This is a genomic window from Sorangium sp. So ce381, from assembly GCF_051473845.1.
In the GTDB taxonomy this organism is placed as follows: Bacteria; Myxococcota_A; Polyangia; order Polyangiales; family Polyangiaceae; genus Sorangium; species Sorangium atrum.
The window spans coordinates 6,202,413-6,228,311 of the sequence record NZ_CP150336.1 but is presented as its reverse complement, the minus strand read 5'-3'; the positions used below and the strand labels follow the sequence as shown (position 1 = coordinate 6,228,311).

At 73.6% G+C, this 25,899-nt stretch carries 20 protein-coding genes; 12 read left to right on the top strand and 8 right to left on the bottom strand.

What is annotated here, in order from left to right; genetic code table 11:
* Nucleotides 1–3 precede the first annotated feature (3 nt).
* Nucleotides 4–993: a matrixin family metalloprotease gene (locus tag WMF29_RS23070; protein ID WP_437330907.1), complete on the bottom strand. Its 990-nt coding sequence runs from the start codon at nt 991–993 to the stop codon at nt 4–6.
* Entirely contained in the window at nt 980–1,678 is a 699-nt protein-coding gene (locus WMF29_RS23065; RefSeq protein ID WP_437330906.1) for a hypothetical protein, read from the bottom strand. Before WMF29_RS23065 ends, WMF29_RS23070 begins: the two co-directional genes overlap by 14 nt.
* Nucleotides 1,679–1,801: 123 nt before the next feature.
* Here WMF29_RS23065 and WMF29_RS23060 point away from each other — a divergent pair, with 123 nt between their 5' ends.
* From WMF29_RS23060 to WMF29_RS23040, 5 genes are all read left to right on the top strand, one after another.
* Nucleotides 1,802–2,584, top strand: coding sequence for a thiazole synthase (locus WMF29_RS23060; RefSeq protein ID WP_437330905.1), 783 nt, complete (start codon nt 1,802–1,804; stop codon nt 2,582–2,584).
* A 298-nt stretch (nt 2,585–2,882) separates the two neighbouring features.
* Nucleotides 2,883–4,148, top strand: a complete 1,266-nt coding sequence (locus WMF29_RS23055; RefSeq protein ID WP_437330904.1) for a glycosyltransferase family 4 protein — start codon at nt 2,883–2,885, stop codon at nt 4,146–4,148.
* A 290-nt stretch (nt 4,149–4,438) separates the two neighbouring features.
* The gene (locus WMF29_RS23050) at nt 4,439–5,710 is read left to right on the top strand and encodes a glycosyltransferase family 4 protein (protein WP_437330903.1); all 1,272 of its coding nucleotides are present in this window, start codon (nt 4,439–4,441) and stop codon (nt 5,708–5,710) included.
* Between the two features lie 106 nt (nt 5,711–5,816).
* Nucleotides 5,817–6,134, top strand: coding sequence for a tetratricopeptide repeat protein (locus WMF29_RS23045; RefSeq protein WP_437330902.1), 318 nt, complete (start codon nt 5,817–5,819; stop codon nt 6,132–6,134).
* A 31-nt stretch (nt 6,135–6,165) separates the two neighbouring features.
* Nucleotides 6,166–6,783, top strand: coding sequence for a thiamine phosphate synthase (locus tag WMF29_RS23040; protein WP_437330901.1), 618 nt, complete (start codon nt 6,166–6,168; stop codon nt 6,781–6,783).
* Between the two features lie 34 nt (nt 6,784–6,817).
* Here WMF29_RS23040 and WMF29_RS23035 read toward each other — a convergent pair whose 3' ends face one another.
* Nucleotides 6,818–7,411 (bottom strand): Uma2 family endonuclease, encoded by a 594-nt coding sequence (locus WMF29_RS23035; protein ID WP_437330900.1) that lies wholly within the window; start codon nt 7,409–7,411, stop codon nt 6,818–6,820.
* Between the two features lie 98 nt (nt 7,412–7,509).
* Between WMF29_RS23035 and ileS the strand changes: the two genes are divergently transcribed.
* Nucleotides 7,510–11,373 carry an isoleucine--tRNA ligase gene (gene ileS / locus WMF29_RS23030; RefSeq protein ID WP_437330899.1) on the top strand — a complete coding sequence of 1,288 codons (3,864 nt, stop codon included), beginning with the start codon at nt 7,510–7,512 and terminating at the stop codon, nt 11,371–11,373.
* 87 nt (nt 11,374–11,460) lie between these two features.
* On the opposite strand, the gene WMF29_RS23025 is transcribed toward ileS, so the two are convergent.
* Nucleotides 11,461–12,546, bottom strand: a complete 1,086-nt coding sequence (locus WMF29_RS23025) for an aldo/keto reductase (protein WP_437330898.1) — start codon at nt 12,544–12,546, stop codon at nt 11,461–11,463.
* A 140-nt stretch (nt 12,547–12,686) separates the two neighbouring features.
* On the opposite strand from WMF29_RS23025, the gene WMF29_RS23020 reads away from it, so the two are divergent.
* Both WMF29_RS23020 and WMF29_RS23015 read left to right on the top strand, forming a co-directional pair.
* The gene (locus WMF29_RS23020) at nt 12,687–13,526 is read left to right on the top strand and encodes a helix-turn-helix domain-containing protein (protein ID WP_437330897.1); all 840 of its coding nucleotides are present in this window, start codon (nt 12,687–12,689) and stop codon (nt 13,524–13,526) included.
* Nucleotides 13,527–14,207: 681 nt separating this feature from the next.
* Nucleotides 14,208–15,461, top strand: a complete 1,254-nt coding sequence (locus tag WMF29_RS23015; protein ID WP_437330896.1) for an AAA family ATPase — start codon at nt 14,208–14,210, stop codon at nt 15,459–15,461.
* A gap of 16 nt (nt 15,462–15,477) precedes the next feature.
* Here the strand turns inward: WMF29_RS23015 and WMF29_RS23010 are convergent, their stop codons facing one another.
* Nucleotides 15,478–16,170 carry an HAD family hydrolase gene (locus WMF29_RS23010; RefSeq protein WP_437330895.1) on the bottom strand — a complete coding sequence of 231 codons (693 nt, stop codon included), beginning with the start codon at nt 16,168–16,170 and terminating at the stop codon, nt 15,478–15,480.
* On the opposite strand from WMF29_RS23010, the gene WMF29_RS23005 reads away from it, so the two are divergent.
* Entirely contained in the window at nt 16,169–18,142 is a 1,974-nt protein-coding gene (locus WMF29_RS23005; protein ID WP_437330894.1) for a hypothetical protein, read from the top strand. The genes WMF29_RS23010 and WMF29_RS23005 overlap by 2 nt on opposite strands.
* A gap of 33 nt (nt 18,143–18,175) precedes the next feature.
* Nucleotides 18,176–20,644, top strand: a complete 2,469-nt coding sequence (locus WMF29_RS23000) for a hypothetical protein (protein ID WP_437330893.1) — start codon at nt 18,176–18,178, stop codon at nt 20,642–20,644.
* Nucleotides 20,645–20,672: 28 nt separating this feature from the next.
* Here the strand turns inward: WMF29_RS23000 and WMF29_RS22995 are convergent, their stop codons facing one another.
* A complete protein-coding gene (locus tag WMF29_RS22995; RefSeq protein ID WP_437330892.1) occupies nt 20,673–21,227 on the bottom strand; it encodes an exonuclease domain-containing protein in 555 nt (184 codons plus the stop codon).
* Nucleotides 21,228–21,535: 308 nt separating this feature from the next.
* Between WMF29_RS22995 and WMF29_RS22990 the strand changes: the two genes are divergently transcribed.
* Nucleotides 21,536–22,600, top strand: a complete 1,065-nt coding sequence (locus WMF29_RS22990; protein ID WP_437330891.1) for a serine/threonine-protein kinase — start codon at nt 21,536–21,538, stop codon at nt 22,598–22,600.
* Between the two features lie 159 nt (nt 22,601–22,759).
* Nucleotides 22,760–23,326: a hemerythrin domain-containing protein gene (locus tag WMF29_RS22985; protein ID WP_437330890.1), complete on the top strand. Its 567-nt coding sequence runs from the start codon at nt 22,760–22,762 to the stop codon at nt 23,324–23,326.
* A 55-nt stretch (nt 23,327–23,381) separates the two neighbouring features.
* Here the strand turns inward: WMF29_RS22985 and WMF29_RS22980 are convergent, their stop codons facing one another.
* Nucleotides 23,382–23,837, bottom strand: coding sequence for a DUF2752 domain-containing protein (locus WMF29_RS22980; RefSeq protein WP_437330889.1), 456 nt, complete (start codon nt 23,835–23,837; stop codon nt 23,382–23,384).
* Nucleotides 23,838–23,858: 21 nt separating this feature from the next.
* Nucleotides 23,859–25,289 (bottom strand): zinc ribbon domain-containing protein, encoded by a 1,431-nt coding sequence (locus tag WMF29_RS22975; RefSeq protein ID WP_437330888.1) that lies wholly within the window; start codon nt 25,287–25,289, stop codon nt 23,859–23,861.
* Nucleotides 25,290–25,899 lie beyond the last annotated feature (610 nt).

Sequence of the window (25,899 nt, the reverse complement as noted above, 5' to 3'; positions counted from 1 at the left end):
GGCTCAGCAGGCCTCCTCGCGGCCCGCCCGCGGGGCCGCGCCGCGCCGCGCCCGTACGGCCGCGCCGACCAGCGCGAGCGCGGCGAGGACGAGCCCTCCGCCGCGCCCGCCCTGGCCAGCGTTGCCGCGCGGTGCCGCGGCGCAGCCGCCCGGCTCCTTCACCGCGGGCTGATCCGCGGCGCACAGCGAAGAGAAGCCGTGGCGCGGCGTGGGGTCGCAGCCCTCGATCGGCTCCCCGGGCGGGTACACCGCGCAGATCCCGTCGCGGTCGTCCTGGGAGAGGTCGCGGAGCGAAGAGCGGTAGTTGGCGAACATGGTCGCGTCGTGCTCGATCGAGTGCGAGAGCCCGAGGAAATGGCCGGCCTCGTGGGTGGCGATGCTCAGGAGGTCGAACGCGAGGCCGTCGGCTCCCTGGGAGAGCGCCAACGAGTTGATCTCCATGTCCGCGTCGTAGATCTCGCCGGTCTTGAGGTGGTAGGTGACGGTCGTGAGCGCGAGGGTGTTCCCGCTGTCGGCGTACGGCCACCCGTCGTCCCGGAACATGATGATGTTCGCGTTCGCCTTGACCTTGTTGTACTCGTGCGCGGCGCACGCGACCGGGCCCAGGTAGGTGACCTCCATGCGCGGGGTCTCCCCGTCGCCGCAGTCGGCCTCCGTCCACGCCGCGAACGCCTGCTCGAAGATCGCCTCCGCCTCCTGGAGCGACACCTGGGCGGAGGCGTCCTCCTGGAGGGAGTAGCTCACGCACGGCGCAGGCCAGGCGAGCGGGGTGCCGCAGTCGGAGCCCTGCGGCGGCGTGCAGACCGCCGCGGTCTCCGCCTTGCCCGACGGCGTCTTCTCCGGCGGACAGACGCTCGTGCGGCAGTAGGCCAGGGCGTCCCCGGGGTAGGCGAGCGCCGCGGCGACGAGCGCGCCGCAGGCTGCGGCGATGGCGTTGGCCCGCGCGGGGTGGCGCGCGCCCGCGGGGCGGGGCGCGAGGTCACTTCTGCGCATGCTTCGCCTTCCATGCCTGGTTCACCGCGTCGATCGCCGTGTCGAGCGTCGCCCCGACGAGCCGCTCGCTGGCCGAGATCGCGGGGCCCGGCCGGGGCAGGACGGTCCCGCTGTCGGGGCTCGCGGCGAGCCGCCGCACGGCGACGCGCCGCGCGCCGGAGCCGCCGGCGACGCTCGGCTTCTCCTCGCCGTTGACGACGGGGTAGTGGCCCTGGGCCATCCCGGAGACGACCAGGGCAGATCCCACCCTGGAGACGAAGACCATCGCCTGCGCGCCGATCGCGATCTGCGCGTCGCCCGACACGTGCTGTCCGACGTCCCCGACCACGCCCCCGAGCGTCCTGACCCAGACCTCGCCGTCGGGCTGTCCGGCCACCGTCCGGTCGATCGACAGGCGGGTATAGGTGACGATCCTCCTGCCCCCGCCGAGCTCTTCCCACTGGCTGCGCTGCTCGACCGCGGTCGCGACCACGACGTACGAGGCCGCGGCGACGAGCTCGTCCAGCGAGAGCTGAACGGCCACGGCCGCCTGCGCCGCGCGCGGACCGGACAGCAGCGCGCCGCGGCTCACCCCGGCGCCTCCCTGGTCGGCCTGCGCGCGGCTGTCCGCTGTCGGGAGGGGCGTGAGCGTGAGCGCTGGAGGCAACGCGACGAGGAGGGCTATGCCAAAAGCTCTGGGAGACATGGGCGCAAAGATACCATGCTGCCGAGCGAGGCGCGCCGGAAGCGCCGGTTTTCGTCGACGCGCTGGACCCTGTGTCCCGGTCCGACTAGCAGATCGTCTGGGTCGAGACCCGAGGAGCCTGCGATGACGAGCGACGCGTTGACGATCGGCAGACACACGTTCACTTCCCGCCTCTTCGTGGGGACGGGCAAGTACAAGGACCTGGATGAGACCCGTCGCGCGCTCGAAGCGTCCGGCGCGGAGGTGGTCACGGTGGCCCTCCGCCGCGTCAATTTGAAGGAGCGGGGCGAGGGGTCGATGATGTCGCTGCTCCAGCAGGGGCGCGTCACGATCCTGCCGAACACGGCCGGTTGCTACACCGTCGAGGACGCGGTCCGCACCTGCCGGCTCGCGCGCGAGCTCGGTCTGTCCGATCTCGTGAAGCTCGAAGTCATCGGCGACGAACGGACGCTGTTCCCCGACAACGAGGCGACGCTCGAGGCGGCGCGGATCCTGGTGAAGGAGGGGTTCACCGTGCTGCCCTACTGCATGGATGACCCGATCGTCTGTCGTAAGCTGGAAGACATCGGGTGCGCGGCCGTGATGCCCCTGGCGGCGCCGATCGGCAGCGGGCTCGGCATCCGCAACCCGTACAACCTGATGATCATCCGAGAGACAGCGAAGGTGCCGGTGATCGTGGACGCGGGAGTCGGGACAGCGAGCGACGCCGCGGTGGCGATGGAGCTCGGGTGTGATGGGGTATTGATGAACACGGCCATCGCGGGCGCGCGGGACCCGATCCTGATGGCGCAGGCGATGAAGGACGCGGTGAGGGCCGGTCGGATGGCGTATCTCGCGGGGCGGATGCCGAAGAAGCTCTATGCGACGGCCTCGTCGCCGGAGCAGGGCAAGATCGCCGCGCTGTAGCGCGGCGCTGCGGGTGTGGCCCCGCACCTCAGAGCCCCGCGCGCTCGCGTTCCCGGCGTATTCCACAGATGCGGGAGCCCTCGCGGGCGCGATGAGGGATGATGAACGAGCAACTCCGACGTCCAGCACGGCGCTGCTGCGACGCCAAGTCAAGCGAACAGCATCCGCATGTCATGATACGCTCACCTACCTGAGCCAAATTGACACGGAACGCTCATCGCACGGTCGACACGCTGTCGTGGCGCGTCACGGCGCTCCGACGACGACCGCGGCGACCTGACGGTCCGCTCAGGAGACTATGAGCAAGCCCAACGTCTGCATGGTCGTGAACAACCTCGAGGTCGGCGGGCTCGAGAAGGTGGTGCTGAGCCTCCTCGATCGCCTCGGCGATCACGGCTTCGATCTCTCGCTGATCTGCCTCGACGGCGAGGGGCGGCTCTTCTCGGAGGTCAAGCTCCCGCGCTCGAAGTGCCTCGTGATCACGAAGGATCTCCGGCCGGTGCTGCCGGGCCTCAAGAGCGATCCGGAGGCGCTGCTCTGGATCCGGCGCTTCTTTCACCAGCGCTCGGTCGATATCGTCCACGTCCACAACCGTGCTCCGCTCATCTTCGCTGGCTTCGCCGCGCGCCTGCTCCGGAATCGGCCGGCGGTCCTTTACTCGGAGCACAACCAGATCAACCGGGCGAAGGGCTTCGATCGGCGCAAGTTCGGCTACTACGCCTACCTCGCCGACGAGATGGTCGCTGTGTCGCACGACCTCAGGCGCATCCTTGTCGATGACGTGAAGGTCCGCGCGCCCGTCCGGGTCATCCACAACGGCATCGACGGGGCGCGCTTCGCCCGCGCCCGCGAGAGCGGCGCGGGCGCGCGCATCCGCGCGGAGCTCGGCATCGGCGAGCGGGAGTTCGTGTTCGGGTGCGCCGTCGTGCACATCGAGCAGAAGGGGCTCCGCTACCTCCTCGAGGCGGCGCCCGAGGTGCTGCGGCGCGCGCCGGAGGCGCGCTTCGTCATCGCCGGCGACGGCCCGCTCCGGGCGGAGCTGGAGCAGCGCGCCAGGGACGCGGGGCTCGGCGACCGGGTGATCTTCCCCGGATATCGCTCGGACGTGCCGGAGCTGGTCTCCGCGTTCGACGCCTACGTGCTCCCGTCGCTCTGGGAGGGGCTGCCGCTCGCGCTGCTCGAGGCGCTCGCGCTCGGCAAGCCGATCGTGGCGAGCCGCGTCGGCGGCGTCCCCGAGATCGTCGAGCACGGCGTCGACGGGTTCCTCGTCCCGTCGAAGGACCCTGGCGCGCTGGCCGAGCACCTCTCGCGCGTCGCCCGCGACGGGGAGCTCCGCGAGCGCGCGCGCGCGCGCGGCCCCGCGAAGTTCACCGAGCAGTTCAGCCTGGAAGCGATGGTCGACGCGCACGTCCGCCTGTTCGACGAGCTCATCGCCAGGCGGCGCGGGGGCGACGCCCCGTCCCGGGCGCGCGCGTGGTCGACGCCCGCGGGGTCCTCCGGGCTGGCCGCTGGACGGGACGACGGCAACCTGCGGGTCGGTCATCGAGCCGGTCTGGACGTGTAACGACATACGGTACCAGGTGAGTCCGAATCGGTGGTGACCCGGCCGAATACGATGCTGAGCGAGGCAAAATGGGACACCTGGCGATGCTGAGCGAGGCAAAATGGGACGCTGAACGTGGCTGAGCGAGATGGGCGAGATGGGCGAGACTGAGTGTGACTGGCGGGATTGACGAGACTGAGCGAGACTGAGCGAGACTGGTTAGACCGAATGCGACACCGAGCGCGAACGACGTCCTTTTTAGAGGTGCCCGCCGACTCGGCTCGCTCGGAGAGGAGGAGCTCTTGCGGCGGATGCGCGTTTTGCTGATCACGAAGATCTTCCCGAACGCGGTTCACCCGGACGAGGCGCCGTACAATCGGCGGCAGTTCGCCGCGCTGTCGCGCTACTGCGACGTCCGGGTGCTCGCTACGATCCCGTGGTTCCCCGGCATGGAGCGCCTCTCGAAGTGGCCTGTCGGCGCCAGCGCGCCGCGCGAGGAGGTCATCGACGGGCTGCCGGTCCGGCACCCGCGGTACCTCTATGTGCCGAGGGTCGCGCCCGCCCTGAACGGCCCGCTGTATGCGGCGTCGATGCTCCCGGAGCTCATCGGGCGCGGTCCGTTGCCCGACGTCATCGTCGGGGCCTTCGCCTATCCGGACGGCTTTGCCGCGGTCTGTCTCGGGCGATTGCTCGGGGTGCCGGCCGTGATCAAGACGCACGGCTCGGACATCGACGTGATCCCGCGCGACCGGCGGATGCGACGGCCGCTCGCCTGGGGGCTCACGCGCGCCGCCCGGGTGGTCACGGTCAGCCGCAAGCTCGCTGACGGGGTCGCGGCGCTCGGCGTGCCGCGCGATCGCATCGACATCGTCATGAACGGCGTCGACGTGAAGACGTTCCAGCCTCGCAACCGCGCGGAGGCGCGCGCCGCGCTCGGCAAGTCGCCGAGCTCGCGGCTGATCGTCTTCGTCGGCCACCTGAGCCGCGACAAGGGCGTGCTCGATCTGATCGAGGCGTTCGAGCGGCTCGCGCCGGTCCACCCGGACATCGAGCTGGCGCTCGTCGGCAGCGGCGCCGAGGAGCAGGCGTGCAGGGCCGCCGCCGCCCGGCTGGGCGGGCGGCTGACGGTGACCGGCTACTTGCCGCACGACCAGGTGTCGCTGTGGCTCGGCGCGTGCGACGCTCTGGCGCTCCCGAGCAAGCACGAGGGGACGCCCAACGTCCTGCTCGAGGCGCTCGCCTCGGGGCGCCGCGTGGTCGCGACGAGCGTGGGAGGCATCCCCGACGTCCTGTGCAGCCCCGAGCTCGGCGAGCTCATCCCGCCGGGGAACCGGGGCGTGCTGATGGATGCGCTGCTCCGCGCCGCCCGGGCCGACTACGACCCGGCGCGGATCGCGGAGCTCGCCGGCAGGCGCGACTGGGATGACAGCGCGCGCGCCCTCCACGAGTCGCTCCTGCGCGCCCGCGGCGAGCCCCTGTCGAGCACCGGCGGTCAGGACACGGGCGACGCGCCGTTCGGCGCCCCGGCCTCGAAGGGCGGGTTCGAGAACGGCGCCGCCCGGACGGGCGTCTCCCTGAACTAGCCTCCTTCCCGACCGCCCGGGCGAGCGGGCCCGCGCGGCTCGGCCGGAGGAGCGGCGTCGCCGCGCCCGCGGCGTCCTCTTGACGCTCGCGCTCGTTCATCGGCGAATGCCGCTCGTGTTCACCGGCTTCCGCGCGGCGTTCGGCTCCATCGCGATCTTCGCCGCCGTCGCGCAGGCTCCTTACCAGTGCGCGAGCGAGGTCGACCCGGATCGCCGCGTGTACGAGGACCCGAGCGAGGCCCTGTACGCGCTGGCCGAGCGCTTCGAGGCGAGCGGCGATCGCCGTGCCCGGGTCGACACGCTGCGTTTCCTCGTCGATCGGTATCCTGCGAGCCGGTTCGCCCGGATGGCCCGGCAGGATCTCGAGGCGCTCGGCGAGGCGGTCGCCCCGGCAGAGCGCCCTCCGGGCGACGGAGCGCGATGAGGCGCCGCCGCCGGCGCGCTGGAGGACGGCCATGCTCACCCCGAGGTTGACCCTGATCTCCCAGGCGGCGGACGTCCCGGAGCCGGTCCTGCTCGCGCGGCTCTCGGCCTTCGGCGCCCTGCCCCCCGAGGCCCGCGCCCGCGTGGCGGTGCAGCTCCGCGATCCCGAGCTCTCCGGCGCGGCGCTCCACGCGCTCGGCAGGCGGCTGCGCGATGCCACCGCCGCGCTCGGCGCCTCGTTCCTCGTCAACGATCGCGTGGATCTGGCGCTCCTCCTCGGCGCGGACGGCGTTCACCTGGGCCGCCGCTCGGTCGCGGTGGCCGACGCGCGCGCCCTGCTCGGGGCCGGCGCGTTCGTCTCCGTCGCGTGCCACAGCGTCGACGCGGTGCTCCGGGCGGCCGAGGCCGGCGCGGACGCCGCGGTGCTCTCGCCGATCTTCGCGACGCCCGGCAAGGGCCCGCCGCTCGGCCTCGCGGCGCTGCGCGAGGCGCGGGCCCGCCTGGCCGCGGCCTCGCGCGACGTCGCGCTCCTCGCCCTGGGCGGCATCGACGCGGCCTCGGCGCCGGCCTGCCTCGCGGCGGGCGCGGACGGGGTGGCTGCCATCCGCGCCGACTTCGGCGGCGCGCTGCCGGCGCCGCTCACGGGGTGAGCTGCGGCTCTGCGCCGTCCGGGCCGGACGGCGGTTACCGCGCCCAGAGGTCGGCGAGCGGCAGCTCGATCGCGTCGAACGGCTCGGGCCGCACGATCTCGTCGCCTTCGTACGTGTCGAGCAAGGACCACCGGCCGTCGTCGAGCCTGTAGACCTCGAGCGTCTGCGCGACCGGGTTGATCAGCCAGGCGTGGCGGACCCTTTCGCGGCGGTAGATCCGCATCTTCTTGGCCCGGTCGACGCGCTCGGTGCGCGGGGAGATCACCTCGCAGACCCAGTCGGGCGCGATGTCGTAGTGCGCGGGGGCGTCCTCGGGCCCGACCGCGTCGGGCATGCGCTCGCGGCGCCAGCCGGCGAGATCGGGGGCGACCTTGTCGGGCCGCGGTCCGAGGTGGAGCTCGGGCTCGTGGAGGATGACCCAGCCGCCAGGTCCGCCTCTACCGCGATCGAAGGGGCCTGTGAGACTTGAGCCTAGGAGCGACGCTGCACGCGTGTGTGGCCGCGCCGGCCTCGGAAACGTGTGCAGCTCCCCGTCGAGGATCTCGGCGACCATCTCGTCAGGCACGGCCTGGAACGCGGCCTCGACCTCGGGCGCATTGCCTGGAAATAGCGGGTGCTGCGCGCTCATCGTCAGATCTTAGCACCCCTGCCGTTCGTCGCGCGCGCTCCGCGCCGGCCCAGCGCTTCCCTCGACGCTGGCAATGGGCCTTGCTACTAGGCCGGGCCATGTCCGAAGCGTCCTCGAAGAAACCGACCGACGGCCCGCACGAGCCCCTGTTCGACAGGGTGGCGACCGAGCTGAACTTCCCCGCCGACGAGGCGAAGATCCTCGCCTTCTGGAAGCAGCGCCGCATCTTCGAGAAGACGCTCCGCGCCGAGACCCGCGCCACCGGCCCCTCGCGGGGCACGTTCGTCTTCTACGAGGGCCCGCCGACCGCCAACGGCATGCCGCACAACGGCCACGTGCTCACGCGCGCCGTGAAGGACGTCTTCCCCCGGTACAAGACCATGCGCGGCTACGACGTGCCGCGGAAGGCCGGCTGGGACACGCACGGGCTGCCGGTCGAGGTCGAGGTCGAGAAGGAGCTGCGCATCCACGGCAAGGCCGACATCGAGCGGTACGGCGTCGAGCCGTTCATCTCGCGCTGCGTCGACTCGGTCTTCCGGTACACCGAGGCGTGGGAGAACCTGACCGACAAGATCGGCTTCTGGGTCGATCTCGACAGCGCCTACGTCACCTACCACCGGAGCTACGTCGAGAGCGTCTGGTGGGCGCTCTCCCAGCTGCACCGGAAGGGGCTCCTCTACCGCGGCCACCGCGTCTGCTGGTGGTGGCCCCAGGGCGGGACGGCGCTCAGCGCGGCCGAGGTCGGCTCGAACTACAAGACGGTCGACGACCCCAGCGTGTTCGTCGCGTTCCCGCTCGTCGACGAGCCGGACACAGCGCTCTGCGCCTGGACGACGACCCCCTGGACCTTGCCCTCGAACGGCTACGCCGCGGTCCGGCCCGAGTTCGACTACGTCGTCGTGGACGCGGGCGCGCCCGCGGGCGGCGCGGCGCCCGTGGCCGGCAAGCTCATCGTGGCGGCGGCGCTGCGCGAGGAGCTCGCCAAGAAGTTCAAGCGGGACCTGCCCGTCCTCCGCGAGCTCAAGGGGAGCGAGCTCGTCGGCAAGCGCTACCGCCCGCCGTTCGACGCCTTCGCGAGGTCGCTGTTCGACGCCCCCCTGCGCAGGAAGGACGGCAAGGCAGAGCCGCTCTACTGGGTCGTCCTCGGCGCGGATTTCGTCACGCTCGACTCCGGCACCGGCATCGTCCACGTCGCGCCCGCGTTCGGCGAGGACGACTTCAACGCGCACAGGCGCCGGATCGCGGAGCTCGCCGAGCCGGGCGCCGACGTCCCGATGCTCTGCGCGGTGCGGCCGGACGGCACGTTCGAGCCGGGGCTCACGCCGTTCTCGGGCCTCTGGGTGAAGGACGCCGATCCGCTGATCATCAAGGATCTCGCGGCCCGAGGGCTGCTCGTCCACGAGGAGAAGTACCGCCACGACTACCCGTTCTGCTGGCGCGCGGACGACGACCCGCTGATCCAGCTCGCGCGGCCGGCCTGGTACATCCGGACCCGGGACAACATCGACAAGGCGATCGCCAACAACCGCGCGGTCCACTGGCACCCGTCCCACATCCAGGAGGGCCGCTTCGGCGACTTCCTCGCCAACAACGTGGACTGGGCGCTCTCGCGCGAGCGGTACTGGGGGACGCCGCTCAACGTCTGGGTCTGCGCGAACGACGAGGAGCACCAGCTCGCCCCGGCCTCGGTCGCCGAGATCGAGGCGCTGAACCCGCGCGCCTTCGACCACTTCCGCGAGGCCAAGAAGGCCGACCCCGGCCTGAACGATCACCTCATCGTCCACAAGCCGTGGATCGACAAGGTGACGTTCCCCTGTCCGACATGCGGCGGCGAGATGCGCCGCGTGACCGAGGTGATCGACGCCTGGTTCGACAGCGGGAGCATGCCGTTCGCGCAGTGGGGCTACCCGCACGCGGAGGGCTCGAAGGAGCTGTTCGATCGCGCGTTCCCGGCGGACTTCATCAGCGAGGCGATCGATCAGACGCGGGGCTGGTTCTACTCGCTGCTGATGGTCTCGACGCTGGTCTTCGACGAGGCCACGCAGGAGAAGCTCGGCCTGTCGCGGATCCGGAGCTACCCGCACCCGTACCAGACGTGCGTCGTGCTCGGGCACGTCTGCGACCGCGAGGGCAAGAAGGAGAGCAAGTCGAAGGGCAACTACACGCCGCCCGAGGTCATCCTCGAGCGCGTCCGGATGGAGTTCGCGGCGGCCGACGGCGGAGGCGCCGGGCTCGGCGCGGCGAAGGACGGCGTCGCCGTCATCGCGCGCGAGGACTACGAGGGGCTCGATCTCACGGGCGACTCGGCGAAGGTGCGGGTCTACCGCGCCGATCGCGAGGGCGCGGCGCTGACGCTGGAGCTCAGGCCGGCGACGGGCAACAAGCGCCTCCCGCGCCGCATCGTCGCGCTCTCCCGCGGGGACCTCGATCGCCTGGGCCTCTCGCCGGCCGACAAGGCGCTCTCGGTGATGCCCAACGACGTGCCCAGGCTGCCGCAGGACCAGCGCGTCTTCATCGAGGACCCGGCGACGCCCGCGCCCGGGGCCGACGCGTTCCGCTGGTTCTTCTACGCGTCCTCCCCGCCGTGGACGAACACGCGCCACTCGCTCACGAACGTCCGCGCGTACCAGAAGGAGTTCGCGGTCAAGCTCCGGAACGTCTACTCGTTCTTCACCATCTACGCGAACATCGACGGCTTCTCGCCCGCGGAGGGGAACCCGGGCGCGGCGGACACGTCGCCCGCGGCGCTCGCGGCGAGCGCCGGCTACCGGCCGGCGCGGGAGCGGTCGCTCCTCGACCGGTGGATCCTGTCGGAGCTCGCGCTCTCGACGCGGGAGGTGACGGCGCACCTCGACGAGTACCGGCTGTACGAGGCGGCGCAGCGCCTGGTCGATCTCGTGGACGCGCTCTCGAACTGGTACGTCCGCCGGAGCCGCGCGCGCTTCTGGGCCCCTTCGATCGTCGATACTTTGGAGGTCGCGCCGGGGACCGTGCGGGCGGCCCAGGACAAGCGCGACGCGTACTTCACGCTGTACGAGGTGCTCGTCGCGATCGCCAAGCTGAGCGCGCCGTTCACGCCGTTCCTCGCCGAGGCGATGTACCAGAACCTGGTGCGGCGGCCGTGGCCCGCGTCGCAGCCGGAGAGCGTGCACCTCGTGGCGTTCCCCGAGGCGGACGCCGCCGCGGTGGACGAGCCGCTCGCGATCGAGATGCGCGCCGTGCGCGAGCTCGTCTCGCTGGGCCTGCAGGTGCGCACGGCGAACAAGCTCAAGGTGCGGCAGCCGCTCTCGCGGGCCGACGTCGTGCTGTCGCAGCAGGGGCTCGCGGCGGCGCTCGCCGAGCACGTGCCGCTCATCGCCGAGGAGCTCAACGTCCACGAGGTGCGATTCCTGAAGCCCGGCGAGGAGGGGAGCGCGGTCCGCTACGTGCTCAAGCCGAACTTCCGCGCGCTCGGGCCGAAGCTCGGCAAGAAGGTGCAGCTCGCGAAGCAGGTCCTGGCGAAGGCCGACGCGGCGGCGCTCCGCGCGGCGCTCGCGACCGAGGGCAAGATCGCGATCGCGCTCGACGGCGAGCAGGTCGAGCTCGGCCCCGAGGAGATCGACGTCGCGGTCGAGGCGGGCGAGGGGTTCGCGGCGGCCGGCGGCCGCGCGGGGGTCGTCGTGCTGCACACGGCGCTCACGGACGCGCTCCGCGACGAGGGGCTCGGCCGGGAGATCCTCTCGCGGGTGCAGGGGATGCGGAAGGAGCTCGACCTCGGCTTCACCGAGCGGATCCGGCTCGCGCTCGACGGCGGCGAGCGGGCCCGCAAGGTCGCCGAGGCGGCGCGCGAGATGCTCATGCAGGAGGCGCTCGCCGCCGAGCTCGTGCTGGGCGCGGCGCCCGCGGCGTGGGGGCAGGCCGAGCGGCGCGAGGTCAACGTCGACGGCGAGGCGCTCGCGATAACGCTCGCGCGGACGGCGTGAGGGCGCCGGGGGGGCTCTGCCGCGAGGAACACCGAGAAGGGTGGGGAGGCTCGTACGAGCGCCCCCACCCGGGCGCTCGGTGCGCGGTCAGTACCGCTCGCCGTCGTTCTTCGGCGCCATCGGCCACGCCGGCGCGCTCTCGCCGTTGATCGTCGTGCCGCCGTTCATGAACGCGCCGGCGAGGCGCAGGAAGCCGGCGGGGAAGTCGAGCGCCGGCGCCGAGACCGCGTCGAGCGCGGCCACCTGATCGGGCGCGAGCTTGACCTCCAGGGAGGCGAGGTTGTCGTCGAGCTGCGCCAGCGTGCGCGCGCCGATGATGGTGGACGTGACGCCCGGCCGGGCCACCACCCAGGCGAGCGCCACGCGCGCCGGCGTGGTGTCGAGATCCCTGGCGATCTCGACGAGCTTGTCGACGATCGCGTACGCCTCGTCGGTGAGCGCGGAGAGCACGAACGGGCCGCGATCGGTCTTGTGCTTGCCGGCATTTTCCCGGGTGTACTTCCCGGTGAGCACGCCGCTCTTGAGGGGCGACCAGGGCGTGACGCTGAGGCCCAGCTCGCGCGCCATGGGGATGAGCTCGCCCTCCACCGTGCGCTCGAGGAGCGAGTGCTCGATCTGCAGCGCGATGAACTGCGCCCACCCGCGGGAGCCCGCCAGGACGTGCGCCTGCGCCACCTTCCACGCCGGCGTGTCGGAGACGCCGACGTAGCGGACCTTGCCGGCCGCCACCAGATCGTCGAGGGCTCGCAGCGTCTCCTCGATGGGCGTGTGCTTGTCCCAGACGTGCATCCAGTAGAGATCGATGTAGTCGGTCTGCAGGCGGCGCAGCGACTGCTCGCACTGCGCGAAGATGGCCTTCCTCCCGGCCCCGCCGCCGTTGGGGTCGCCGAGGTAGAGGTTGGCTGTGAACTTGGTGGCGATCACCGCCCGGTCGCGCTTGCTCGGGTGGCGGCCGAGGTGGTCGCCGATGATCTTCTCGGAGTGGCCCCTGGTGTAGGCGTTGGCGGTGTCGATGAAGTTGCCGCCGCGCGAGAGGAAGCGATCGAGGATCGCCTCGGACTCCTCGACGCTGGATCCGAAGCCGTGGTCTTCGCCGAAGGTCATGGCGCCGAGGCACAGGGGGCTGACGCGCAGGCCGGAGCGGCCGAGGGTGACGTAGTGATCCAGGTTCATCGTGGTCCTCCTGGGGCCCCGTCTGAAGAGCCCTCGCTGGACCGCACCGTGCGCCCGTGCCGGCGTGCAATCTTGGAGGAAACGGCCGGGACGGGGCCGGGTGGGTTGATGGCGGCCCGGGGCGAGCGCACGATCGCGTCGTGCTGGGATCGATCGAACAGAGCATCGCGCGGCGCGCCCCGCGCCCGGAGGTCGGCGCGCCGGCGTCGCGCGTGCTCCGCAATTTCGTCGTCGCCGTCCGCGCCAGCGCGCCGCCGATCACGAACCTCGACCTGCTGCCCGATGGCACGACGTCGCTGGTCTTTCGCCTGCTCGACGCGGACCGCGCCGACCTCGTCGTCCTCGGGCCCAAGACGCGCGCCGTGTACAAGCGCGTGCCGCGCTTCCTGCTCGCGGTGCAGGTGATCTTTCGACCCGGCGGCGCGTACCCCTTCTTCGGTGTGCCGATGGACGAGCTCGCCGATCGCATCGTCCCTGCGCGCGATCTCTGGGGCCGAGGCGCCGACGCCCTGCTCGAGCAGCTGGTGGCGGTCGGGACCGGCGTCACGCTGGACCCCGCGCGAGCTCGCCTGGAGGCGATCGAGCGCGCCCTCGAAGGCCGCATGCTCGGTCCCGACGTGTTCGAGCCCGCGTCGGCGGCCGTCGCGCGCGCCGCGCTCCGGAAGCTCTCGCTCGGAGGGGTCACCGTGGAAGAGACGGCGAGCGCGCTCCACGTCAGCCCGCGGAACCTGCGGCGCGCCTTCGTTGCGACCGTCGGCGTCTCGCCGAAGCAGTACGCGCGCATCGCCCGCTTCCAGCGCGTCGTCTCGAACGCGCAGGTCGCCCGCGGGTCGTGGTCGGAGATCGCCCTTGCGAGCGGGTACTGCGATCAGCCGCACCTGGTCAGGGAGTTCCGTGAGCTCGCGGGGCTCTCGCCGGTGGCGTTCATGAAGCGACGCTCGACCGGCGAGATCAGCGGCTCGGGCGGAAGCCGCGGGTGAACGCTCCAAGGGCTCCAGGGCGCTCGGTGAGAGCGCGCGGATCGCGGGGCGCCGGCGCGATTACGTGCCGGGCCTTACGATCCTGCGGGGGCGATCGCCTCGCATCGCGGGCCGGTGCTCCTTCCGCAAGGATCTTGTTGCGGACATCGCTGGCGAGGCGTTCGATGATCCTCGTCGGGTGGGGCGCATCGGAGAATTTCAGGACGGTACCGAGACCGACGGCCGCGTATCGCCGGCCCTTGACGGGCGATGGCCTGCCCGGACGGGAGGCTCTCCCCGTGACGCGAAGGACGTAGCGTTCCAGGGACCTCTCCCACGCCGTCCGGGTGTCCCGGGAGCCCGACGTGACGTCCCTGGAGCTCGACGTGACGTCCCTGGAGCTCGGCGCCATGTCCCGAAAGCTGGGAGCCATGTCCCGGAAGCGCGGCGCGACGCACCCCGGGAGCGCGGCGGCGTGTCCCTGGAGGTCGTTCTGGGGTCCCCGGAGGTCGTTCGAGCGTCCCGGAGGGTCTCTCTAGCCACCCAGAACGTTTCTCTCGCGTCCCGGAGGGTCTCTCTAACGCTCCGGGATGTCCCTCCATCGTTCCGGAAGGTCTCTCCCGCGTCCCGGAAGGTCTCTCCCGCGTCCCGGAAGGTCTCCCCGGCGCGCCTGGCCAGCGGTCTCCCAGCGCCGGCAGGGGGGTGGACGTCCTCGAACCGAGGCTCCGCGCCGCGATGATCACCCACGTCTACGTCAGCAACTACGGCAGCGTCGGGCCCGGGCTCGAGCTCACGCTCGGGTCGCTGACCGCGCTCGTCGGTCCGCCCGGCTCGGGGAAGGGCTGCCTGCTCGACGCGGTGCGGTTCCTCGCCGAGTGCGCCAACGGGGCGTTCGATCTGGCGGCGGCGAATCGGCGCGGCGGCGGCGCGCTGGCGGGCGCTCGCGGCGACGGCGCGCTCACCACGCTCGGGGTCGCGGTCTCCAGGACCGAGGGCCACGGGTTCTGGCTCGTGCAGCTCGCGCCGGGCGAGCGGGACGGCGAGGCGCGCGTCAAGAGCGAGACGGCCGCGTGGTGGCAGCGCAGCGCGCTCACGCGGCTCGTCAAGCCGGGGCTGCGCGAGGTCTTCGACGCCGGCAGCGACGCGCCCGAGGTCTCCTTCGATCGGCTGAAGGGCAGCCCGAAGGGGTTCTCGCGCAAGGACAAGGGGCGCAGCGGCACGCTCGCGTACCGCGGCGTCGCCCCCATCGCCGTGAGCGGCACGAAGCTCGTCCTGCCGCTGCTCTCCGATGGACCGCTCACGCCGATGCTCGACGAGCTGCGCCGGGCGGTCCTCTACTCCCTCGCGCCGCGCACGCTGCGCTCGCCCCAGAAGCTCAGCGCTTCCCGGCGCCTCAAGGCGAGCGGCGACAACTGGGGCTCGGTCCTCCGCGCGCTCGCGAAGGAGCGATGGCAGGAGCAGTTCCTCGCGGGGCTGTCCCAGGTGATCGGCGACGTCGACGGCGCCCGCGCGTCCTCGTCCGGCGGGTACCTGGTCCCGGAGCTGCGCCACGGCGTCGACGGCGACGGGCGCGAGCGCTGGCGGGCCGCCGCGGACGAGCCGGACGCCACGCTGCGGCTGGCCGCCATGGTCACGGCGCTCTCGCAGGAGCCCCCGCTCGTGTTCGCGGGCTTCGAGCACCCGGACGCGGGCGTCGATCGCGCCGCGCTCCCTGCGCTCCTCGAGTACCTGCGCGGCGCGTCCGCCCAGCGCCAGCTCCTGCTCACGACCGAGAGCCCCGCGCTCCTCGACCTCCTGCCGCCCGACGCCGTCTACTCGGTGGAGCGCCGCGACGGCTCGACCGCCGCGTCGTCCATCGACGAGCCGCGGCGGAGGGCGCTCCGGGAGCGGCTCGGCGGCCCGGAGAGCGAGCGCTCCCCGGAGGCGCGCGCCGGGCGCCCGCCCGGTGTCTCCTGAGCCCGCTCGAGCGCCGTCACGACGCGAGCCGCTCCCCCGGCGGCGCGAGCGGCGACGCGTCGTAGCGCGCGAGGAGATCCTCCGGATCGAGGTAGATCGCCGCGCACCCGGCCTCGAGGAGCTCCATCTCGGGGAAGCCTCCGCAGAGGAGCCCCACCGAGAGGAGGCCGAGCTTCGCCGCGGCCTCGGCGTCCGACGGCGTGTCGCCGACGAGCACGACCTCGCGAGGATCGACGCTGCCGAGCCGATCGAGCGCGGCCTCGAGGACGTCGGGGCGCGGCTTCGATCTGTCCGCGTCGTCGGCCGATACCGTCCACGAGACCAGATCGCCCACCCGGGCGAGCTCGACGCTCGCGTCGAGCTCGCCGCGCGGCGTCGGCGAGGCGAGCACGATCCGGCGCCCGTCGCGCGCGACGCGCTGGAGCAGCTCGCGCACACACGGGAACGCCCGGGCGCCCGGGAGGAGCTCGCGCCCGTAGATCTGGTCGCGCAGCGACGAGATGCCGGCGCCGATCCAGCCGAGCTCCTCGGGCGAGAGGAACGTCTGCAGCAGCTGGTCCGCGCCCTTGCCGACCTGGCTGCGCAGCTTCTCCCGCGGGACCTCGCGGCCGAACCGCCGGAAGGCCTGCTGCCAGGCGGCCGCGTGCAGATCGACGGTGTCGAGGATCGTGCCGTCGACACCGAAAATGACGGCGCTGACGCTGACCATGACGCGACACGTGGCGCAGGGCGGGACGCACCGCCATCGGAAGGCTCCCGACGGCCCCATCGCGCCGCGCCGGCTGCGCTCGGCCGGAGTCGCGATAGACTGGCCGGGGAGGGCGAGCGGGCAGGGCGATGACGACATGAATGGGCGGCTGTCTGCACTCGCGATCCTCCTCGGCGGGCTCCTCGGCCCGGCCAGCGCCCGAGCGGCCGAGCCCGCGCTCGTCGCCGTCGATCTGGACGACGACGACGCCGACGGCGTGCCGGACGGCGAGCAGCCTCGAGTGCCGCCCGCCCCGGAGCTCCTCGCGCTGCGCGCGCCGCGCGGGGCGAGCCAGGCGCCCGCGGCGATCCCGGCGGGCCTGCGGCTCCTCGTCGACGGCAGCCCGGTCAAGCCCGGCGCGGCGATCCCCGCGGGCGCCCGCCGGGTCGAGATCCAGGCGGTCCGCGCCGGGCGCAGCGAGATCGCGCTCTTCGGCGAGGCGCGGACGATCAGCGCGTTCGAGGTGCGCGCGATCGACGGCGCCGGGCGGCGCATCGACATGGCGCGCTCCCACGCCTCGCTGCAGCGGACGCCCCCGGACCGGCTCGGCGACGATCCGTTCGCGAACCTCGACGATCCCGACGCGATCCGGCTGCTCGTCATCGGCGCGCCCGAGGATCTGCCGCTCACCCTCGACGTCCACTCCGCCGCGCCGTCCGGCGGGGTGATCGATCGCCTGCCCGACGTGCCGCTCGGCCACGTGCGGTGCCCGGACGACGTGCCGCCGGGCCTCGTGTGCGGATCGACGCGCCCCCTGCGGGCCGTCGCGGACGACATCGATCGCAACCACCCGATGATCGTCGATCGCTCCGTGAAGGGCGAGGTCGGCGGGGCGCTCGTCGTCGCCCTGCCCGGCGGGCCGAAGGTCCAGATGATCCGCATCGCCGGCCCGCGCACCTCGCCGCTCGGGCCGCTCGGGCGCACGCGCGCGCGCCTCCGGATCGTCATGGTGCGCCCCCGCGCCGGCGGCCCGCCGCCGATGGGCGGGGACGACGCGGGCGCGCTCGCCATCGCGCGTGCGGAGGTCGAGCGGGCGAACGCCCTCTGGGGTGCGTGCGGCGTGAGCTTCGGCCCGCCCGAGGCGCTCGACGTCACCTTCGTCGATCCGCCGCGCCCGCACCTGCTCGCGATCGGCTGCGACCACGGCCTGCCGGCCAGCGGCGGCGCGATCCGGGTGCGCGTCGACGGCCACGAGGTGACCGCGTCGATCGCGCCCCGCGCGCGCCCCGACGCGGCGGCCCGGGCCGTCGCCGAGGCGATCGGCGCGGCGGGGTTCTCGGTGCGGCTCTCCGACAACCCGGCGATCGGCGCGGGCGCCTACGGGACCACCGACGTGCTCGTGCGGCGGCCGGGCGGCGCGCTCGCGACCATCGAGCCGCCGGCGGCGGGCGCGCTGAGCACCGACGCGACGCTCACGGCGTGCATCGGCGCCGTGGACCTCAACGACGGCCTCCAGCACTTCAGCGACACGGACGCCATCGCCGGCACGGTCGAGGAGCGGGCGCTGCTCAAGGCGTTCGACGACGGCGACCCCGCGACCGTGGACGTCGTGATGGTCCCGAGCTTCGCGGGCGGCGGGCGGATCGGCGAGTCGTTCATCTTTGCCGATGGCGGGGCGATCCGGAACACGATCATCGAGGATCGCGCCGGCCTGCGCGCGGATCGCGCGTCGTTCGCGCTGGCGCACGAGCTCGGCCACGTGCTGCTCGACGAGCCGGGGCACCCGGACGATTTCGGGATCGACACGCCGACCCGGCTGATGGACGCCGACGCGGCCAACGCCTCGGCGTACGGGCCGCGCCGCCTCACCGTCGACGAGTGCGCGCGCGCGCTCAGGCAAAGCGGCGCGGCGGAGCCGCGTTTGGGCCGGCGGAGCGGCCCTGTGCCGCTGCTCGCGCCGTGGCCGCTCGCCCCGCTCGGTCGAGAGAGGTGAAAGGCCGCTTCGCGCTGTGGTAGGAGCGGGCCCATGCGGGTCCCCCAGCGGAGCGGCCTCTTCAGCGGCGTCGCAGCCCTCGCGTGCGCCTCGGTCCTGCTCGAGATCTCGCTCGCGCGGATCTATGCGGCGCTGTTCGGCGAGGCCCACGCGTTCCTCGCGCTCTCGCTGTCGCTCGTCGGCGCGGGCGTGGGCGGCGCGCTGCTCTACGTCGTCCCGTCGCTCGCCCGCCCGCCGGCGCTCTTCGCCCGCATGGCGATCCTCGCCTCGCTCGCGTCGGGCGCGACCCTCGCCGCGGTCATCCTGCTCGCGCACCGCGAGCCCCTGTCCGTCCCCGCGCCGGGGTCGCTCCCGTGGCTCGCGCTGTGCTACGCGGTCTCCACGGTCCCGTTCGCGCTCGCGGGCCTCGCGCTCGCGGCCGCGATCCGGCACGCGGCGCGCGAGATGCCCCGGCTCTACCTGCTCGATCTCGCCGGCGGCGCGCTCGGCGGGCTGGCCGCGGCCGGCGCGCTCCGCGCAGGCGCGCCCCGCGCCGCGCTCGCGGCGGCGATCTTCTTCGCCGTGGCGGGCATCTTCTTCTACCTGGGGTCGCGCTGCTGCGATGGCGAGGAGCGGGCGCCCGGCGGCCTCGTCGCCACGTTCGTGCTCGGCTCCTTCGTGCTGCTCGCAGGCGACGTCGGCGCCCCGTGGCTCCGGCTCGCAGGCATCCGCCGGGCGTCGCCCGACCGGACCGAGCTCGAGGCCTGGACCGAGCGCTCGCTGATCACCGTCGATCGACCGAAGGCCGGCGCGGCGCTGATGCGGCTCGGCGGCGCCGCGGCGAGCCCGATCCTCGACGCGAAGACGACGCCCCCGCCGCAGCCCGAGGACATGGCGTACGCGCTGCACAAGGACCAGGGCCCCGCGCTCGTCGTCGGCGCCGGGGGCGGGCGCGACGTGCGCGTCGCGCTCAAGGCTGGGCAGAAGGACGTGGTCGCCGTCGAGGGCGACCGCGGCGTCCTCGAGGTGATGCGCGGGAAGTACGCCGCGTTCAGCGGCAACCTGTTCGACAAGCCCGAGGTCCACCTCGTGGTGAGCGACGGGCGGAGCTTCGCCAGGCGCACGCCGCTGCTCTTCAGGAACATCGTGATCCCGTCGACCGACACGGTCGAGGCGTCGACGACCGGCGCGCTCGCGCTCTCGGAGAGCCGGCTCCTCACGCTCGAGGGCGTCGGGGACCTCTTCTCGCGCCTCCTGCCCGAGGGCACGCTCGTCCTGGTCCGCGCGGACGCGGACTTCGATCGGCTGCTCTCCCTCGTGGCCGCGTCGCTGCGCGGCGCGGGCGTCGCCGCGCCGAAGGACCACCTCTTCGCGTGCAGCGCCGCGCAGAAGACCGCGCTCCTCGCCCGGCGCACGCCGCTCGCGCGCGAGGACGTCGACGCCCTCCGCCGCCACTGCCGCAAGCACAAGTTCTCGGAGGTCCTCGCCCCCGACCGCCCGGCGACCCCTGTCCGCAGCCTGCTCGTCGCGGCGGACGCGCCCTCGGCCTCCGCGGTGGCCGCGCGCGGCGCCGAGGGCGCGGCCGCGGAGGCTGATCTGACGCCGCCCACCGACGACAGGCCGTTCTTCGCGTACACCGTCCCGGCGCGCCGCCTGCCCGCGGTGCTCGGCGACGTCGGGGCCCTCCGCGCCGGGCAAACGGCGCTCTTCGCGCTCGCGCTGCTGCTCGCCGTCGGCGCGGCGCTCTTCGCGCTCGGCGTGCTGCTCCCGGCGCTCGCGGCGCGCCGCCTGCGCGCGCGCCTCGCGCCGCACGACGCCGCGGCGCTCGCGTCGTCGGCGGCGCCGCCCGCCAGAGCGCTCGCGTTCTTCGCCGCGATCGGCGCGGGGTTCGCGCTCGTCGAGCTCGCCGTGCTCCGGCATGGTCTCCTCCTCCTCGACCTGCCCGCGCACGAGCTCCCCGCCGTCCTCGTGATCCTCCTTGTCTCGGCCGGCGTGGGCGGCTTCCTCACCGCCCGGGTGCCCCCGGGCGCCGCGACGGCGGTCTCCGGGAGGGTGGCGGAGGCGCTCGCCGTGGCCGCGGCGCTCTCGGCGGTGGGGCTCGTGCCGCTCGCGCGGTGGGGCCTCGGGCTCGGGGCCTTCCCGCGCGCGATCCTCGCCATCGCGATCCTCGTTCCGTTCGGCGTGCTCGCGGGCTCGCTCGCGCCGCTCGGGGTCAAGATCGTGGACTCGGTCTCGCCGGCGTTGCTGCCGTGGTGCTGGGCGCTCTGCGCCCTCGCGGGCGCGACCGGGATGGCCCTCGGGGCGCTGTGCGCGCTGAACCTCGGCTACAGCGCCCTGCTGCTCGGCGCGGGCCTCGCTTACCTCCTCGCCGCGGCGACCGTGCCGCCCGCCGCGGCCGGGGCGGCCGCCGCGGGCGACGACGAGCGAGCGGCGCCGTCCGGAGGCGCAGCCGCGAGCGAGCCGCCGCCGCGGGACGCCGCTGGGGCGCAGCCCGAGGCCCTCGAGGCGGCGCCGATCGCCTGAGCGCCCGGCGTCGCCGGCGCCGCCGGCGTCACCGCCGCGCGGCCAGCAGGAGGTGCGCGAGCAGGCCCGCGATGTTGTGGGCGTCGTCGACGCCCCGGTGGTGCGTGCCCGCGAGCGGCAGGCCGGCGCGCTCCAGGGCCTCGGCCATCCCCACCTCGCGCGACAGCGCGTGCGTCACCGCGAACAGGCTCTTCACGTTGAGGTGGCTCGGCCCGAACGGGAGCGGCACGCCGCGCGACTGGCACTGCCGCTCGAACATGCGCCGGTCGTAGTCGCCGTAGCTCGCCCAGAGGCGATCCTGCGCCTTGAGCTCGCTCCGGAGCGTCGCGCACGCGTCCCTGAACGACACGCCCGCGTCGACGTCCGCCTGCGTCAGCGTCGTGAGCGCCGTACAGAACGGGCTCACGCGCGAGCGCTCCGGGCGCACGAGGATCGAGCGCCGCTCCCGGCGCCGGCACGAGGCGACCTCCAGCGGGCACACGCCGATCTCGATGATCTCGTTCTCCTCGCCCGGCGGCGGGTCGCCGTCCCAGCAGGTCGATTCCACGTCGATCACGAGAATGAGATCAAGACGCTTCGCCACGTCGTCGTCCTCGGCATGTAGTGATGAGTGCGCTGCGAAGGTAACGGGGATCGGGACGCAATTTCCTTCAGGATTTTCCCGACCGTCCGGAAACGCCTTGGGCGGTTCGCTTCGTCCGGGCAAAAACTGAGTAGAAACGGGACATAAGCCGGAGGTGCACCCACACGTCGTTGGTCGTTTAGGCACCCAATCCGCTTGCTTGGCGGGCCTGGTCCATGGACACTCGTCAGGTAATTTCTGACGAGGTTCTCTACGTGGATCCTGGCTCCCAACTGCGTTGCTCCTCCGGTTCGGCCAGGGAGAGGTCCATGATCGCTGAGGCGCTGCCTGACCCTGCCGACGCGGGCCGCGATCCGGCCGAGGAGCGACAGCTGCCTCGTTCCGGGATCGTCCGCCACGCCGGCCGCGAGCGGGGGGCGCCGAAGGGGCTCCCGGCGGGGCGTGGCGCCGGGGCGGTAGGCGGGATCACCACGGGGGCCCCGGCGTGTGGGCGGCTGGCCGTCGACCCGCTCGTCGGTCGTACAGAGCACGGACTGCACATCGAGCGGCTCATCGCCGAGGGGGGGATGGGCGCTGTGTACGCGGCCCGCCGCGCCGCGACGGGGGAGCCGGTCGCCCTCAAGGCGCTCCGGCGCGTGCACGCGGGGGACTCCGGGATCGAGGGCCGGTTCGCCCGCGAGGTGCGGCTCGCCCGCCGCATAGACCACCCGAACGTCTGCCCCGTGCTCGGCGAGGGGCGCCTCGAGGACGGGCGGCCGTTCTTCGTGATGCCGCTCTTCGAAGGCGTCACGCTGAGCGAGGAGGTCCGGCAGCGCGGCCCCTTGCCGATCGGCCGCGCGCTCGCCCTCGCGGATCAGATCCTCGCCGGCCTCGCGGCGATGCACGCGGCGAAGGTCGTCCACCGCGACCTCCAGCCCGGCAACGTCCTGCTCGTGCCCGGGGCGCGGGGCGCAGGGGCAGGGGAGGGCGCGACGACGGTCAAGCTCATCGATCTCGGCTTCGCGCACGAGCCCGGCGTCGACACGGGCGACGGCGTGACGCCGGACAGCCCCGGGTCGCTCGTCGGCACGCTGCTCTTCATGTCGCCGGAGCAGGCGATGCGGAGCCGCGCGATCACCGAGCGGAGCGACCTGTTCGCGGCCGCGCTGCTCGTCTACTACGCGCTCTCGGGCAAGCTCCCCTTCCGGGGCCGGGGCGATCTCGACGTGCTCGTCGCGATCGTGCGGTCCGCGCCCGTGCCCCTCCGGCGGGAGCGCCGTGATGTCCCGCGCGTGCTCGACGAGGTGCTCTCGCGGGCCCTGTCCAAGCACCCCGACCACCGCTTCCCCAGCGCCTCGGCGATGCGCGACGCCCTCGCCGGCGTGCCGGTGTAGCCAAGGCAGCGCCCGCGCTCCGCGCGCCCCGGCGCCGGCCCGCTCCTTGCCACGACGGTGCCGCCTGCACCGCGCCGCCCGGCACCGCGATCCGGGGCTGTGCACGCGCTGCTCAAGCGCGGCGGCGCGAGGCGGTGAGCTTCACGCGAGGGGAACCCCATGGACGCACTCGATCTCTTGGAGCAGCAGCATCTCGAAGTCAGCGCCCTGATGGCGCGCATCGCCGCCGAGCCCAGCCCGGGCCTCCGGACATCGATGGTCGCGCAGCTCTCCCGGATGATCGACGCGCACGTACGCATCGAGGAGACGTACCTCTACCCGGTGTGTGCCGAGCGGATGGCCGGCGACAGGAAGCCGCTCCACGACGCCTACGAGAAGCACGGCCTCGCGCGCTTCGCGGCCGACAACCTGCTGCGCACGCGCGTGACCGATGTGCGCTTCGAGGCGCGGCTCCGGCTCCTGCGGGACATTTTCGCGCACCACGCCGACGAGGAGGAGGACGTCCTGTTCCCCAAGGCGAAGCGGGGCCTGACGGACGAGCAGCTCGACGTGATCGGCAGCGATCTGGAGCGCGCTTACGAGGTGCTGCTGCGCGTCGGCGTGCCCGCGGGCACCCCGCTCGCGCGCTCGCAGCGCGGCTGGCCCCGGCGCGGCGCCCACGCCGTGCGCGCCCTGCGCCCGGTCTCGCGGCGGAGGGGCGAAGCGCTCCGCGTCCGCGGTTGTTAGAGAGCGGGTGACCGCCGCTCTGCGCGGCATGCGGGCGACGCGGTCGCGTTCGGCGCTAGACCGGGACGGGGCCGCCGAACGCGCCGAAGAAGCGCGCGATCCAGACGGTGAGCATCAGGATCGCGAGCGCGATGCCGAGCCGCGTGACCCACGCGCCCTGCATCCCCTCGGCGGCCGCGATGCGGCCGTCCTTCACGTAGATCGCCGCGTTGTACGCGAGCGCGGCGATCACGAGCGGCGCCATGACCGGGGAGAGGGGGTGGAGCCGCAGCGCGTCCGCGAGGTGGCCGTGCGCGAGGGCGAGCGTCGCGCGCGTGAGCCCGCAGCCGGGGCAGGGGTGACGGGTGACGATCGCGAACGGGCAGAGCGGGGCGCCGCACGCGACGAGGAGCCCGAGCACCGCCGCCGCCGTGCCCAGTCGTGCGGCGCGGCCGCGCGCGTGCGCCGCGCTCCATCGGGACAGGGCCGACGGAGCGGGCGGACTGGCTTCGGTCGAGCTGGACGGCGACACGGCGGAGGACCGCGGCGCGGGTCAGGCGGCGTTCGGGTCCCAGACCTCGTTGAGGTCCTTCGCGAGCGCGTAGAGCGGGAGGAAGACGTAGAGCACGATGCCCTCGGCCTGCTGGTTGCGCGAGCCGGCCATCTGCTTGGCCCGGGTTACCTGCTCCGGCACCTTCACCCAGAGGAAGTAGTAGTTGAGGAACGGGATGAAGAGGTACCAGGGCTTGAACTCGGGGTCCTTCGTCGCCTGCTGGAGCTCGTTGAGCATCGCCCACATCTGCCAGATGGCGTAGAGGAAGCAGACCATCCCGATCACACACACGGTGACCGGGTTGCGGGTCTCACCCTTCGCGCCCGGGGCCATCGAGCCGCCGCCGCCGTACACGCCCAGGTTGCTGGCCGCCTGGCCGAACTGGCCGGGCGCCGACATCTGAGCGCCGCCGGGCGACCCGCCATAGCCGGGATCGCTCACGCCCGGAGGGCTGCCGTAGCTGCCGCCGGGCGAGCCGCCGTAGCCGCCGCCCGGAGGGCTGCCGTAGCCGCCAGCCGGCGGGCCGCCGTAGCCGCCGCCCGGAGGGCCGCCGTAGCTGCCGCCCGGAGGGCTGCCGTAGCCGCCGCCCATCGGGTCCTGGCCCGGAGGCGGACCGTACCCGCTGGCGCCGTGCTGCGGAGGCTGCCCGTAGCCGGGAGGCGCGCCGCCGGGCGGCTGCCCGTAGCCGGGAGGAGCGCCGCCAGGCGGTTGCCCGTAGCCGCCGGGCGGCTGCCCGTAACCGGGCGGCTGCCCGTAGCCGGGCGGCTGCCCGTAGCCGGGCGGCTGCCCGTAGCCGGGAGGCGCGCCGCCGAGGCCGCCCATCGGGTCCTGGCCCGGGGGCGGTCCAAAAGGATTCCCGGCCGGGCCGCCCTGCGGGGGCTGCCCGTAGCCGCCGGGCGGAGGAAACGCGCCGGCCGGCGCGCCTGCGCCCCCGGGCGGCTGGCCCGGGGCGCCGTATCCGGGCAGCTGGTCGATCGCCATGGTGCCGCCGAGCGGGTTGACGCCCTGGGGCTGCTGGCCGAACGGCGCATAACCGCCGGACGGGCTCGCGGCCGCGCCGCCGAAGGCCGGGCCAGACGGCTGCTGCCCGCCGGGGGGCGGCGAGCCGTAGCCCATCCCGGGAGGCGGCGGGGCAGGAGGAGGCCCCGCCGAAGCGCCGAGCCCCGCCGGCGGGACACCGACCACCGTGCCCGCGAGGCCCTGCGGCGGGCTCGGGATCGCGGCCATGCCCGGCGGCGCTCCGGCCGGAGGCGCGGGAGGCGGAGGCGCCCCCGGCCCGCGCGGACCCGCCGCGCCCGCCCCGGAGGACGGCTGACTCATCAGCATGGTGCCCTTGAACTTCGGCGCGGCCGCGCTCTTCAGGTTGTAGCCGCACTTCGTGCACGTGGACGCCGTTTCCGAGTTTTGCGTCCCACAATTCGGACAGAACACGCACCACCTCCGGCGGGGGGTTCGCTGCTACGGATGTCCGCGCCCCTGCGCGTCGTAATGGGCGCCGAGGGTAGTTGAAGCGCGTTCCGGTTCTCAAGTGAAAGACGAAGAACGCTGCGGACTTCTCCGCAGGCTACGCGGTCTTCGTCAGAAAACCCAGGGAGTACCGCGTGGCCACGTGCTCCAGGAGGGGGGCGGGGCGGGGGCTGGCGGGGCGGGGGCTGGCGGGGCGGGGGCTGGCGGGGCGGGGCGGGTGGCCGCGTCTACGTCCACGACCACGACCACGACCACGACCACGACCACGACCACGACCGCGGCCACGGCTGCGGGCACGACCGCGGCCACGGCTGCGGGCACGGCCACGGCCACGACTGAGGGCACGAGCACCTCGGGGGGGAGCCGTCCGGTTTCTGGGCAGCGGAAGGCTTTGTGTGGTCCGCTTTATGTTTCCCCCCGGCGCGCCTTGACAGTGACCACCGTCGCTCACTAGCGTGCCCGCGCCTCGGGACGGCTCCGTACGACGGACAACCGAATGCCCGGCCGCCGGTGCGCGGGGCTGTCCGCCTCCGGCAGGCGCCTCCAGATCGGAGGCGCACGAGGGTGCGCCCGG